Source organism: Undibacterium sp. RuTC16W (assembly GCF_049339445.1).
Lineage (GTDB): Bacteria > Pseudomonadota > Gammaproteobacteria > Burkholderiales > Burkholderiaceae_D > Undibacterium.
In genome coordinates, this window is sequence record NZ_JBMPPE010000007.1 from 180,784 (window position 1) to 195,622 (window position 14,839).

Genomic DNA, 14,839 nt, shown 5'->3' on the forward strand with positions numbered 1-14,839 from the left:
AGTGACTATCGCCATGCCTCCCCCACTCCCGACCAATCCGGACGCTGATACGGCACAGGGCTTTTGGTTTGGCGATGCGGATACGCCTTTATTCGGTTGGTATCATCCGGCGCAAGGAGCCGTACGCAATTCCGGCGTGGTTCTGTGTCCACCTTTCGGCCATGAATATATGGTCTCGTATCGCTCGTATAAACATCTGGCAATGACTTTAGCCAGAGCTGGTTTTCCTGTCTGTTTTTTTGATTACGATGCAAGCGGCGATTCCGCTGACAGCGATACAGCAAGAGTCGCAAGCTGGCGAAAAAATATTAAGCAGGCAGCCGAGCAGTTACGGCGTTTGTCCGGTGTCGCACAAGTCAGTTTATTCGGCATGCGGCTCGGCGCCCTGCTGGCGGCCGCGGTCGCAGATGACTTGTCAGCACCGGCATTGATTTTGTTCGCGCCTGTGGTGTCAGGACGAGCTTATGTCAGAGAACTCATCGTATTACGTGGCATGCATAGCATTCCGCCTTCAGACCATCCACGACAGCAGATCAGCGATGATGAACTGACGGGTTACGCTTTTGATGCCAGAACCCGGGCTGAACTTGGCCAGCTCGATTTGCTAAAAATCGCTGCACCGCAGGCAGCGACAATGATCGTGGCGAGAGATGACATATCGGGACAGGAAGCCAAACTTGCCAATGCCTGGCACCTCGACCACAGAGCGATCCATCTGTCTGACAGTTGCGGTTATGCAGCGATGATGACCGAAGACGCACATGAATCCGTGGTGCCGCATACGGTCTGGAATGACATCAGCGAATGGCTGTGTAGTCAGATTTCCTATAAAAAAATGCGCCCGGAACCGGCCGTCATACGTCGCGGAGATGCGGCACTATCGATTCAGGTATCACTGGCAAAACATTGCCGCCTGCCATATGCAACATCGATACTTGAAGAAGAAATTGTCAGCTTCGCCGGCATGCATGGCATCGTGTGCAGACTGCGGCCAGAACATCCTGCCGACGACATCCCTCAAAGAAAAATTGCCACCAGACCTGCCATTATTTTGACCAATGTGGGCGCGAATCATCGTGTCGGCAACCATCGTCTGTATGTCAAACTCGCGCGCCGTCTGGCAGCGCAGGGCTTTACCGTATTGCGCTTTGATAAGCGCGGTATCGGCTATAGCCTGCCAACACCAGCCGGTCTGGAGAACGATGTCCACAGTCCGTCGGGGATAGACGATATACGCTCAGCAATGAAGTTCCTGGAGGAGTCCTACGACGCGCAACAATTTGTCCTTGGCGGAATTTGCTCAGGTGCTTATCTGTCTTATATGACAGCGGTGCACGATGAGCGCGTCACCGGTCTGGTGCTGATGAATCAACTGACGTTCCACTGGCGTCAAGGCGACGTGATACAAACCAAGAGGGCATCCACGCTGAAGTCCACGCAGTTCTACTGGCGTGCCGCCAGCGCAGGTGATACCTGGCGTCGTATGTTACGCGGCAAGATTGCTCTGCGCCGCATCGTCGGCAATCTCAGCAAACGTCTGAGCAGGCAGGTCATCAGTAGCGTGCGCCACAGTCTGGCGAGGTTTATGAAGACACATGATCTGCTGGGACGTGTCGCGAGAAATTTCAGAACCATGCAAACGCGGGGAGTGGAGTTACTGTTTATCTTTGGTGAAAACGATAGCAGCATCGATCTGATGACTCAGCATCTCGGCGCCAATGCCCATTTGCTGCCGGATCGCGATGGTATCCGTATCGAGGTTATACGCCATGTTGATCATACTTTTACACCGATGTGGTCGCAGGAATATCTGACAGACATGCTGGCCGCACATCTGGCCAAACGCTTTCCGGAGTAGATCGCGTCAACATCGGCCAGGCACCGGAAACATTACCGGAAATAATTCAGCCCTTTTTCTGTAAACCCGGCAGAATAAATTTCCAAACCACAAAAAGCTCAAACACCTCGACTACCATCAGCGCAATAATCGCACCGGCAGATCCCCAGTGCGGAATAGCCCATGAGGTGATTGCCAGCACCAGTGCCAGAGTCACGCTACCGAGGAAAAATAAAGAACGAAACGCCCCGCCGCTGCTCAGCCATGAGGTGCCAACCCAGCGCGCTGCATTGATTGCAAAATAACCGCCCCACAGCATCACCAGCGGATCAAGGCCGCTGTATTTACTGCCGATCACATGCGCTTCCAGCCAAGGCAACATCAACAATAGTACGACCACATACGCCAGGACCACCAGCTCAATACCCGCGATAGAAAACAGGGTGAGTTTACGCAAACCAGCCCAGTTCTGGTCCGCCATCAGACGGCTGGCCTCAGGACGTGCAATGCGTGACCAGGCCGCGACTGCCAGCGGGATAGGCATCAGTAATAAGCGGGAGGCATTCAGGTCGGCAATCGCTGCCACACCGAGCCAGGCACCCGACAGATAGACATAACTGTAATTCGATAACCAGCCGACCAGCACACCAAGTATCGCCCAACGCCCGTGACCGCTGATCGTATCCTGATGTTCGGTAATCGCCTTCTGCATTTCATCCTGCGCCTCATGCTCCTCAGCCAGAGGTGTATGCGTACTCGCCTTCAGTCGTCCGGCACCGATCGCCGAACACAGGATAGAGGCGCCAGCCAGACTCAGAAAAATATTCTCAAGACCGAGGTAATCACCGGCAAACAGTCCTGCCAGGCTAATGACGACCAGGCCGACATACAGCACATCCTGGCGTAGCACCGCGACGATATCGGATTGAATAAAACCCACCGTGCGACCGTATTCACGCAAGCCGTTACCGATCACATACGCGCCGAACGCTAGCGCCAGCAAATTTCCTTTATGGCTGTTATGGGTTGCCGCCGGCACGAACTCGACAATCGCAAACGCCAGCCCGCCCATCAGCAGCGTGCTCCAGATCTGGCGTATCCAGTAGTGACGCAACAAGGCTTTGCGGGTTGCATCATGGACAGCGCTGGCAACCGTGGTCAGCGGCCCGGCGATCCAGGAATCCACCACCAGCCCCGCCAGCAAACCACCCGCATACAACTGACCGTACAAGCCGTAGTCTTCCTTGGTCACCAGTCTGATCAGCAGCATGCCAATCGCAAAGTTCAGCGCGCTCAGCATGCCCTGATCAATGACCGACAAGATGGAAGATGACAGGAATTTTTTGGTGACACTCATGAAGAAACCGGAAGCAAAAAAATAGACAATGGGCAAAACGTCAAAACCTTACCATCATGCCTTATTCATGGTCAAAGTGTTTCATTCCCTTACAAAGCTTAATGACGGGGCTGACATAAAAACCAAGACCTCTTACCACAGAGGCACGGAAACACAGAGAAAAGCTAGAGTAAGCAAGTCCATGAAACATCGACTAAAGGGTTTTCGAAATTCCATGTGAGGCATGCTCAATGTTTGTAGAAATCCTCAGGTCATTAAAATCAAGTTCCACGCCGACATTTGGGGGCGATATTGCTAAAATGCGGTGAAGCTCATTGCAAATCGATGTCCCATTCTGCAATTTATTAAAAATGGGGGAGTATCTGCTTTACATAGCCGATTCCGCACGTAATTACTGCGGAATTAAACAAAAAATAGATATACCCCTAACCAGTATCGTAAATATGACTATTTCAAACGAAAGCGCCCTCGTTCTGTTCAGCGGTGGCCAGGATTCCACTACCTGTCTTGCCTGGGCGTTGTCGCGCTACCAGCGGGTCGAAACCATCGGCTTCGATTACGGCCAGCGTCACGCAATTGAGCTGGAACAGCGCCCTGTACTGCTCAAAAAAATCCGCGGTTTCTCCAGCGACTGGGATAACAAGCTGGGCGAAGATCACATGATCGATCTCTCGCTGATTTCGCAACTCTCGCACACGGCAATGACAGAAGACATCGAAATTGTCATGCAGGAAAACGGTTTGCCGAATACCTTTGTTCCAGGGCGCAATCTGATGTTCATGATGGTAGCCGCGACGCTGGCCTACCGTCGCGGGGCAAATGTGCTGGTCGGCGGCATGTGTGAAACGGATTTTTCCGGCTATCCGGATTGCCGTGACGACACCATGAAAGCGCTGCAAGTTGCCCTCAATCTCGGTATGGCAACCCGCCTGAAACTCGAAACACCTCTGATGTGGATCAATAAAGCCCAGACCTGGCAACTCGCAGAACAACTCGGCGGTGCCAACCTGGTCGATCTGATCCGTGCCGACACCCACACCTGCTACCTCGGTCAGCGCGGCGAGCTGCATCCCTGGGGACATGGCTGCGGCACATGCCCGGCGTGTGCGTTGCGGGCAAACGGCTATAGTGAATATGTTGCGGAGAAAACAGCTTAGCATCTGCTGCTGCTCAACATGAAGTACGCCTGATTTTTTCATTAGCGTAAGCATGGCGTTAGCTACACCAAGTAGTATCCAGCCATTCCATCACCGACAGACTGATCACCATGTTGCTAGCCATCCTGACCGACCTGCATGCAAACCGCGAAGCGGTCGAGGCCTGCATCGCCCATGCAAAGCAACAAAAGGCCAGTCAGTACGCGTTCCTGGGGGACCTGATTGGCTATGGTGCCGACCCCGAATGGGTAATGTCCACGGTCATGACCTACGTACAGCGTGGTGCTTATGCGCTGATGGGCAATCACGACATCGCAATTCTGCAAGACGATCGTCAGGGCATGAATCCGGTGGCACGACAAGTCGTCGAATGGACACGCTCGCAACTCAGCGACGCGCAGATTGCTTTCATCCGCAATCTGCCCTATCGCATCGACCTGCAAGACCTGCTGCTGGTCCATGCCAATGCCTGGGCACCCGATGAATGGGAATACGTTGACGGCGTAATGGAAGCCATGCGCAGCATGCACGCGACGAAGGCGCAGGTGACTTTTTGCGGTCATGTCCACATGCCAACCCTGTACCACATGACGATGACGGGTAAGACCGGCGAATTTCTGCCAACACCGGAACATAGTATCCCGCTGAGCAAGCAACGACGCTGGCTGGTCATCCCCGGTTCGGTCGGACAACCGCGCGATGGCAATCCGGCTGCATGCTACGCCACTTTTGATACGAATACCCAGGAACTGACCTACTTCCGCGTACCTTATGATAACGAAACAGCTGCGAAAAAAATTATCGCGGCAGGTCTCCCGGTCAGCCTCGCCCAGCGTCTGATGACAGGGGATTAAATTGAGCGATTTGAGCCCAACCAGCGCGTCCGGTACCGCATCGTCCAAACAAACCAATCAACACGGCACAACACACAACACGCCCCACCACAGCCTCAAACCGGGCATGGAAGTGAACGGCTACCGGCTAGAAGAAAAGCTGCATACGGGCGGGATGGCCGCATTGTGGCGCATCACCGATCTGCAAAAACGCCATCGTTCCGAAAATAGCGACAGTGGAGAAGGCACCGTCAGTAGTCCGCCATTAATCATGAAAGTGCCGCTGCTGTTTTCTACCGATGATCCGACCGCGATCGTCGCGTTTGAAGTCGAGCAAATGATCATGCCTAAGCTCAAGGGCAAACACGTGCCGCGCTACTACGGCTCCGGCGATTTTGATACCCAGCCGTATATCGTGATGGAACATATCGCAGGCACCTCGCTGCGCAGCCGTTTTGAAGAATCGCCGCTACCGGTAGAAGAAGTCGTCATCACCGGCATCAAAATCGCGCACGCCTTGCAAGACCTGCACCGCCAGCATGTGATTCATCTAGATATCAAACCCAGCAACATCATGTTCCGCGCCGATGGCACGGCAGTGCTGATTGATTATGGCCTGTCACGACATGACAAATTGCCGGATCTGCTAGATGAAGAATTTCGCCTGCCATTAGGCACCGGTCCCTATATATCACCAGAACAAGTGCTAGGTGTCCGCAACGAGCCGCGCAGTGATTTGTTCGCCCTCGGCGTGCTGCTCTATCACCTCGCCACCGGAGAGCGGCCTTACGGTCACCCGACCTCGGTTGCCGGTCTCAAAAAACGCATGTACCGCGATCCGGTTCCGCCGCGCAGCCACAACCCGCTCATCCCGAACTGGCTGCAAGAAATTATCCTGCGCTGCCTGGAAGTCAATCCCGCTGCGCGTTTTGACACCGCAGCCCAGCTCGCTTTTTTACTCCAGCATCCAGATCAGCTCACACTCACCGAACGCGCCGACAAGAGCAATCAGGACGGCTATTTATCGGTACTCAAGCGCCGTTTTCAGGCCGCCGGCGCAGAACCGCTATTGCAGCACAGCGTCTCTGACCAACTCTCACAAGCCCCCATCATTGTCGTCGCCCTCGACCTGAGCAATCCCAATGCGTCCGCTGCACTGAGCGACAACCTGCGCAACATCACCCTGCGCATGCTACAAACCAAACAAGGCGCCCGCCTCGCCTGCGTTACCGTCCGTAAAACCAATCGCATCGGCATGGACGACAGCATCATTCAACAAGGCCAGAACATCCACGTCAAACAACTGGTCGACCTCAAGCACTGGGCCAGACCACTTAACATCAGCCCCGACAAAATCACTTTCCACGTCCTCGAAGCGCACGACCCCGCCGCCGCCATCATCGACTATGCAAACAACAACGACGTCGATCACATCATCATAGGATCAAGAGGCAGCTCGGCATTACGCAGATTTTTAGGAAGCGTCTCGTCGCAGGTAGTCGCGGAGGCGCATTGCACGGTGACTGTGGTGAAGGTGAGTGAGAAGTAGCATCGCATAATGATTGCGCAAGCCATCAAATCAATCAATACGACTCTTCTTCAACAAGGTTATTCTAACTAGAGAAAATATCACAGTTGCTATGATTGAGTTCAATATTGATCTACTTATCGAAGTTGATCTCCATTCTGAGACCATCTGTTCATTACCGCTATATGGATGAATAAGATCGGGACCTTTTATCTCCATTAATACCTCCCCAGTTCCAAATAGATGTTTATAGTGAGCTATTTGAGCAGTCACTAACTTACCTTCTAAATAGCGATATGTACAGCCACCCTCTGGCCCGAGAAAACTAATGCTACAAAATACCTGGTTTTTATCTATAAAACTTTGAGACCGACTTCTCGATGATCCGCCGTTATAAGAATAAACTCCAGTAATCGTTTCGAACGAAGAAATTTCCTCTGGTGTAGGGTATAAACACCAGATAATTACTCCCTGAATTATTGCTGTTAACATAAAGAAGATTGAATATATAAACACTATTCTTACTTTTGGAGTCATCATTAGCACTGATCTTCATCTCATCTGTTTGTATACATTTTTAGTACTCAGCATACTCATTTCTCCACCTGACTAGCAGTCTGCCCGTCAATCACCTGACGCTGCGCCTCTGCGGCTTTTTGCAAGGTTTGTTCTACCTCTTTTGCTTTTTGTAGTTGCTCGCGTTGCGGCTCAGCGATGTTGAATGCTGGTGGTTCTGAAGAAACTTTGGGATCTGTTTTTTTGTTGCAGGCACTGAGCAAAGTCAGGATACAAAGAATGAATATGGTGCGCATGATCGGTTTCCTTCTATAGTCAATTTTTGACACGATTCAAAATAAGGTTGTGCCGGATTTCATGTCGCGATATGCAGCCCATGCCAGCATTGCCCAGGCGAGTAAAAAAGCCAATCCGCCTATGGGGGTGATCGCGCCCAGCCAGCGTACACCGCTCACAGCCAATACATAAAGACTGCCGCTAAAAATCACGATGCCAATGAGCATCGCTGCCGCCGAGCGGGTCAGCCAGAGTGATGGGACGCGCGGCATTAGCAAAGCAATGCCGAACAAACCAAGTGCATGGCTGGTCTGGTAACTGACCGCCGTGTGCCAGATGGCCAGCATTTCGGGAGTCAGGATATTTTTTAAACCATGCGCACCAAATGCACCGGCTGCTACCGCGATCAGCATGTTGATGGCGGCGAGGATGATGAGCTGTCGTTGCGTCATAGTTGGATCGTCGTAGTTATCTGGATGTGGCAGTTTTATCTGATGCCGTCATCATACGCGTTCACTGTCTTATTGGCGTTGTGCCAGTGCATTCAGACGATCGAGTTTTGCGGCATACAGAGCCTGATCGTTACGCGTGGTGCTGTTCTCCATCGCAATCGCCATATGTTTGCGTGCCTGCCGGATATCATCGAGGCGGAAGTAGGCAAGCGCCAGCCAGAACTGAAATTCATGATAATACGGTGCGCGGTCAACCTCTTTGGCAAACCAGTCTCTGGCCTGTGCGTAGTCATTATTTTTCATCGCAGCGATGCCACGATCAAAATAATAAAACGGCGGATAAGGTTGCATGCGTTCTAGCTTGGCGCGCAACATTTTTGCTTCCTCTACACGTCCCTGTGCCTGGATGACCTGCGCCAGATTGGACATGGCAAGCAGATTGTCCGGCTCACGCTCCAGCGCAAAGTTAAATGCCTGCTCTGCCTCTGACCAGTTGTGATGCCGCCAGTAAATCACCCCGAGCATATTGTAAGAAGACAGATAGGCTGGATTCTGCAACAGCGCCTCGCGCGCCCACCAATAAGCATCATTCAGATGTCCTGTACTAAGCAATTCGGCTGCGCGATTATTCATATACATCGCGATGATGGTGCTCTCTTCTATCGGCATGACATGCTGACCGCGGATTTCTTCCGGAGGTAAAAAATCGATGGTCAGTGTCTGATAATAATCATACGATTTAACAGTATCAAAACGCTTTTTACCGAGCACCAGATTCACATGTCCGGCAGAAAAATACAGATTGGCACGACGGCTCCAGCTCTCATCGACGGCCACACTTTGATACTGTATCGACAAACCCATTTCCTTAGCGAACGCAGCGGTCATGATGACTAAAGAAAGGCAGTTACCGGATCGCAGCTTGAAAGTGTCAGACGCATTGCGCGTCATCTCGGCATCGTATTCCAATTTCAGTTGATGCTTGCTGTACAGGGCATCGAACAAACCCTTTTGCGCGCCTTTTGTGCGGAGCTCGCTGGCAATATCAAAGCTCAGGTAATGGCGCATCTCGTCACTGACCGCAAAGATATTGGTCGCATCAACCGGTGTCGCCGGTGGGATGAAATAAGCGTCATGAAAAAATTGTGCAGGTTGCAAGGCCGCTTGTTGCGCGGTGATCTGGTTAGCGCAGCCGGCCATACAGCCAGTGACTAGCGCAAAACATAACAAGATGAACCAGTTTCTCATGATAGTGTCTCCTAAACAGGTCAGGCAGCAACACTAGCTATAAAAACAGGTCGCTGAGGAATATCTGTTGATATGGTTTATTTGATTTTCAGTATCCTCGGCTGCAATGCACCTGTCAAATGTCGTAACATCTTGATTGCGAGAACGATAATGGGCTGGTGCGAACGCAGTGAGTTTTACTGGTGTCAGAATGGCGGTTGCGAAAGACGATAGCGTCAGGAGAATCGCAATTAAAACGCCCTGATCCACACGTGGTTCAGGGCGCCAGGGTAGAACTTAAACCTATGTCAGGTTTACGCCTTAGCAGGTCCGTTGGTAATCAATTTTCTCAATACCGGAATCAGGATAATCAGTACGATGCCGACGGCGACACTGCCCCATCCCAGCATGGAAAAAATATGGTGATAAGTCGGATTGGTAGAGCTGGCCATACCCTCTTTTGCTTCGGGTATCAGCGCGGAGAAGTAACTCGCAAAAATGGATCCTGTTCCGGTCACCAGCATCCAGGTGCCCATCATCACACCCTGATATTGGGTCGGTGCCAGACGCCCGATCATTGCGTAACCGATAGGCGAAATCAAGAGCTCAGCGATACTTTGAAAGACAAAACTAATGAAGATCCATTTAAAGGCGACCATACCGTTTTCAGCAGCGAATGAAATACCGAGAGGCAGCACCAGAAAGCCCAGCCCTATGATGACCAGAGAAGCAGAAAACTGTCTTGGGATATCAATGTTCCAGCCTTTTTTACGCAAGTGATCAAAGAGCATCGCCATCAGCGGGCCGCCAAACATGATCACAAAGGTATTGATGTTCTGTATCCACTGAGGTGCGATTTCAAAACCCCAGACAATGCGATCCACATTATTATCAGCAAATAATTGCAGCCCACTCGGCGCCATCTGATACAGCGTCCAGAACACCAGAGAACCAAGCGCGAGAATCAGATACGCGGCCATATTGCGACGTTCTCTGAGGTCTTTGTGCACATATGTCAGATAGCCCAACACAATGGCAATCGCGACGCTGATCGCGAGTACCAGATAACCGCTGACCTCGGCATGATGCAACATAAACTGCACCAGAGGAACCAGGCCAATCAGGATCAGCAATCCCACTGCCAGACGTTGTTTAAATTCTTTTGGCGGGGCTTCTAATAACGGTGTGTTCAGATCAGAAATTCTTTTCCAGTTCCATGCTGCCAATACGATCGCCATGAAATTACCGATGGTCGCAAAAATAAACAGGCTCTGGTAATCCTGCTTTAACTGATACACGCCAGCCGCAGAGAATCCAATAAAAAATCCGAGATTCATACCGGCATAATTCCACAAAAACGCACTCTCACGCCGGTCATCTTCGGGCTTGAATCTTTGTGTCAGCATCAGGTTAATGCACGTCACGTTCAGGCCGCTACCGGTCAGAAACAAGGCCAGGCCCCAATACAACTGCGCCGAGCTGCCGCCAGAAATACACGCACAGCCAAGTACCTGCAAAACCATCCCGCCGACAAACAAATTACGGTTACTGATAAAGCGGCCACCGAGATAGCCGCCAAATAAATGCAAACCATAATTAAACGCACCAAACACACCCATGATCGCCGTCGCATCCTTCACGCTGAAGCCGAGTTTTTTGGTCGAGTACAACACCAATGTCGAATACAGCACCGCAAAACCCAGAGTCGCAAAAATCTGGATAAAGAACAATGCACCGGCTCCCTCAGGAATCGCCGCTAGTTTTTGTTTGAATGGTGACAAAATGGTCTCCTGGATAAATAATTGATTTTGTTGTGGGCGTTTTTAGTAGGTGACACTCTGCTAAGCAGATTCGCAGAAATAAATCAATATACTATCTACTAGTATTTTTTAAACACATAGAAAAACATTGCGGGTAAAGCCATTTTTTTAAAAATAATGGGGGAGTATATCAATATCTGATTTGCTCCTGCCATTAAGATGGCAAGTGACAATAAATCCAGCCGAAAAAAGAAATAAAAATGGCCGGCTCGCGCCGACCATTTTTTACTGCTGCACCTATGTTTCCATACTGACGGACTTACGCCGCCTTTTGGGCTTGCGGTCTGGCATTGAATTCTGCCAGCAATTGCGCCTCTTTCGCTTTTGCTGCGGCGAAGTGGCGTTCCTTGACGTGACCGTAACCACGGATGTCTTCCGGAATACTCGCAATCGCGACGGCTTTTGCTACATTGTCGGCGTTCAACTGAGTGAGCAACTTACTGACCGTGGCTTTGTAATCGACCGGCAAAGCGCGTTCCATCTTGCGTTCTGCCGTGTAGCCGAAGACATCGAGCGCACTGCCACGCAGGGATTTGAACTTGGCGAGCAGGCCAAAGGCTTTCATCATCCATGGACCGTATTGCTGTTTAATCAGATGTCCCTGGCTGTCGGTCTTGGCGAGCAATGGCGGTGCGAGGTGGAAGTTGATTTTGTAATCGCCTTCAAACATGCCAGCGATTTTTTGCTGGAATTTGCCATCGGTGTACAGACGGGCGACTTCGTATTCATCTTTATACGCCATCAGTTTAAACAGATATTTCGCAACCGCTTCGGTCAGGCGTAATGGTTTGCCGTCGGCGATGGCCGCTTCTGCCGCTTTGACTTTATTGACGAATTCGCTGTATTGCAAGGCATAAGCCGCATCCTGGTACTCAGTCAGGAAAGCGATACGCTTGTTGATGGTGTCATCAATTGTCGGAGCACGTTTTAGCTCGATGACCTGAGCTGGCGTGACCAGTTTTTTCACCGCAGCCAGATCATGTGCCGCGACGCGCCCCCAGTTGAATGCCTGCTTGTTGAAATCAATCGCAACGCCATTGAGTTCGATCGCACGCATCAATGCCGCTTCGCTCAGAGGCACACTGCCTTTTTGCCATGCGAACCCAAGCATGAACATATTCGAGGCGATGTTATCGCCCATCAGAGCCGTTGCCATACGCGTGGCGTCGACCATGTCTACGCGGTCTTCGCCACAGGAATGACGAATCTCGGTTTCGGCACTCTCACCCGGGAAAGTCCAGTCTGGATTTTTGATGAAGGTAGATGTCGGAGAAATGGAAGAATTGACCACTGCTCGGGTACGACCTTCGCCCATCCGCGACAGTGCGTCACGGCTGGCAGTGACGACTTCGTCGCAACCGATAACCAGGTCTGCCATGCCGGTACCGACACGGGTGGAATGCAGATCACCTGCGTTGTCCGCAAGACGCACATGCGACATGACCGCGCCGCCTTTTTGTGCCAGACCCGTGATATCGAGTACGGAGCACGCCTTGCCTTCCAGATGCGCTGCCATCGCCATAATCTGACCAATGGTGATCACACCGGTGCCGCCGATACCGGTTACGAGCACATTCAGAGGTTCTGTCGTTGCCGGCAATACCGGTGCTGGCAAGCTGGCGACGTCGAGTGCGGTACCTTGTTCTACTTTGGCTTTGGCTGGCTTTTTCAGTTTGCCACCTTCGACGGTGACGAAGCTTGGACAGAATCCGTTCACACAAGAAAAATCCTTGTTGCACGAGGATTGATTGATCTGACGCTTACGGCCAAACTCGGTTTCTAAAGGTTCGACGGACAGGCAATTTGATTGCACGGAACAATCGCCGCAACCTTCGCAGACAGCTTCATTGATCACAGCACGTTTGGCCGGATCAGGGAAGCCAGGCTTGCCATCTTTGTCAAATTTTTTCCGGCGGCGACGCTTCTCGGATGCGCAGGTCTGGTCATAAATCATGGCCGACACGCCTTCGATTTCACGCAACTCACGCTGAACGGCATCAAGCTCACTACGGTGACGTACAGTTACGCCGGGCGCCCAGTTGTAGTCTGCCGGATATTTTTCCGGTTCGTCCGTCACCACGATAATTGGTGTGACACCTTCTGCGGCGATCTGACGTGAAATCATGCCAGGATCAAGCGGACCGTCAAACTCTTGTCCGCCGGTCATTGCAACAGCGTCATTGAATAAAATTTTGTAGGTGATATTGACATGCCCTGCAACCGCCGCGCGTATCGCCAGCAAGCCGGAATGGAAGTAGGTGCCGTCACCCAGATTGCTGAACACATGCTTCTCTGTCGTGAACGGTGACTGACCGACCCAGGTCACGCCTTCACCACCCATGTGACTGAAAATCGTGGATTCACGGTTCATCCAGGTCACCATGTAATGGCAACCGATCCCCGCCAGAGCACGACTGCCTTCCGGCAATTTGGTTGATGTATTGTGCGGACAACCAGAGCAAAAATGCGGGATGCGGTCTTTGTTCGGATCAGGTTTGGCAGCGATATTCAGAGCGGCTTCTTTGGCCTCCAGATAAGCGACACGTTCTTTGACGCGCTGCTCAACAGGATGACCGGAAAAATATTTGGTGATACGTGAGGCAATCGCTCGGGCGATCTGCGCCGGGCTTAATTCATACGTCGCTGGCAGCAACCAGTCGCCGTGACCGGCGTGATCGAGATCGCTCCATTCGCCGGTATCGTCAAACTTACCGACTACGCGCGGACGCACATCATCTTGCCAGTTATAGAGTTCTTCTTTGAGTGCATATTCGAGAATCTGACGCTTCTCTTCGACCACCAGAATTTCGTCGAGACCTTTAGCAAATTCGCGTACGCCTTGTGACTCAAGCGGCCAGGTCATACCGATTTTATACAGACGGATACCGATGTCAGCAGCAGTTTGTTCGTCAATACCGAGATCTGCCAGCGCCTGGCGCGTATCGAGGTACGACTTACCTGCTGTGATAATGCCTACCTTGGCGCGGGGACTGTCCCAGATAATCTGATTCAGCTTGTTAGCGCGGGCATAGGCTAAAGCGCCATACCATTTGTAATTGATCATGCGTGCTTCTTGCGCGAGCACAGGATCGGGAGTGCGGATGCTGATGCCATCAGCGGGCATCTGAAAATCACCAGGAATAATCGGCTTGATACGCTCAGGATCGATATCTACAGAGGCACCGGATTCCACGACTTCGGTCACACATTTCATCGAGACCCAGAGACCGGTGTAGCGTGACAACGCGATACCATGCAAGCCGTAATCCAGATATTCCTGTACCGACGATGGGTACAGAACCGGAATGCCGCACGCTTTCAAAATATGTTCGGACTGGTGTGCAGCGGTCGAGGATTTTGCAGCGTGGTCATCACCTGCAATGACCAGTACACCACCATGCTTGGACGTACCTGCCAGGTTCGCATGTTTAAACACGTCACCGCAACGATCTACACCCGGGCCTTTACCGTACCACATCGCAAATACGCCGTCGTATTTAGCGCCCGGGAACAGATTCACCTGCTGCGTACCCCATACCGAGGTAGCGGCCAGATCTTCGTTCACTCCGGGATGGAATTTGACATGCGCTTTTTCCAGATGCTTTTTGGCTTTAGCGGCAGTCAGATCGACGTTGCCCAGTGGTGAGCCACGATAGCCGGAGATAAAACCGGCCGTATTCAATCCGGCTTTTTCATCTGCCTGACGTTGCAGCATCATCAGGCGCAATAAAGCCTGTGTGCCAGTCATGAAAGCGCGTCCGCGCTCCAGGGTAAATTTGTCGTCCAGCGTGATGTCATTGTCGATCAACGTCTGTGACTTGATGGGTGCATTCATG

At 51.7% G+C, this 14,839-nt stretch carries 10 protein-coding genes; 4 read left to right on the top strand and 6 right to left on the bottom strand.

What is annotated here, in order from left to right:
* Positions 1-13: 13 nt before the first annotated feature.
* Positions 14-1,858: an alpha/beta fold hydrolase gene (locus ACO0K4_RS14835; RefSeq protein ID WP_422957410.1), complete on the top strand. Its 1,845-nt coding sequence runs from the start codon at positions 14-16 to the stop codon at positions 1,856-1,858.
* Between the two features lie 46 nt (positions 1,859-1,904).
* On the opposite strand, the gene ACO0K4_RS14840 is transcribed toward ACO0K4_RS14835, so the two are convergent.
* The gene (locus ACO0K4_RS14840) at positions 1,905-3,194 is read right to left on the bottom strand and encodes a lipopolysaccharide biosynthesis protein (protein ID WP_422957411.1); all 1,290 of its coding nucleotides are present in this window, start codon (positions 3,192-3,194) and stop codon (positions 1,905-1,907) included.
* A gap of 443 nt (positions 3,195-3,637) precedes the next feature.
* On the opposite strand from ACO0K4_RS14840, the gene queC reads away from it, so the two are divergent.
* The 3 genes from queC to ACO0K4_RS14855 all read left to right on the top strand — a co-directional run bounded on the left by queC (position 3,638) and on the right by ACO0K4_RS14855 (position 6,733).
* Positions 3,638-4,351, top strand: a complete 714-nt coding sequence (queC, locus tag ACO0K4_RS14845) for a 7-cyano-7-deazaguanine synthase QueC (RefSeq protein WP_422957412.1) — start codon at positions 3,638-3,640, stop codon at positions 4,349-4,351.
* 110 nt (positions 4,352-4,461) lie between these two features.
* A complete protein-coding gene (locus ACO0K4_RS14850) occupies positions 4,462-5,205 on the top strand; it encodes a metallophosphoesterase family protein (protein ID WP_422957413.1) in 744 nt (247 codons plus the stop codon).
* A gap of 1 nt (position 5,206) precedes the next feature.
* Complete coding sequence (locus ACO0K4_RS14855; RefSeq protein ID WP_422957415.1) at positions 5,207-6,733, top strand: protein kinase domain-containing protein; 1,527 nt, start codon at positions 5,207-5,209, stop codon at positions 6,731-6,733.
* 572 nt (positions 6,734-7,305) lie between these two features.
* Here the strand turns inward: ACO0K4_RS14855 and ACO0K4_RS14860 are convergent.
* The 5 genes from ACO0K4_RS14860 to ACO0K4_RS14880 form a co-directional block, all read right to left on the bottom strand.
* A complete protein-coding gene (locus tag ACO0K4_RS14860) occupies positions 7,306-7,524 on the bottom strand; it encodes a hypothetical protein (RefSeq protein WP_422957416.1) in 219 nt (72 codons plus the stop codon).
* A 36-nt stretch (positions 7,525-7,560) separates the two neighbouring features.
* On the bottom strand, positions 7,561-7,956 hold the full coding sequence (locus ACO0K4_RS14865) for a DUF423 domain-containing protein (RefSeq protein WP_422957417.1): 396 nt from the start codon (positions 7,954-7,956) through the stop codon (positions 7,561-7,563).
* Positions 7,957-8,025: 69 nt separating this feature from the next.
* Positions 8,026-9,204 carry a tetratricopeptide repeat protein gene (locus tag ACO0K4_RS14870; protein ID WP_422957418.1) on the bottom strand — a complete coding sequence of 393 codons (1,179 nt, stop codon included), beginning with the start codon at positions 9,202-9,204 and terminating at the stop codon, positions 8,026-8,028.
* 293 nt (positions 9,205-9,497) lie between these two features.
* Entirely contained in the window at positions 9,498-10,964 is a 1,467-nt protein-coding gene (locus tag ACO0K4_RS14875; RefSeq protein WP_422957419.1) for a peptide MFS transporter, read from the bottom strand.
* Between the two features lie 298 nt (positions 10,965-11,262).
* Complete coding sequence (locus ACO0K4_RS14880; RefSeq protein ID WP_422957420.1) at positions 11,263-14,838, bottom strand: indolepyruvate ferredoxin oxidoreductase family protein; 3,576 nt, start codon at positions 14,836-14,838, stop codon at positions 11,263-11,265.
* Position 14,839 lies beyond the last annotated feature (1 nt).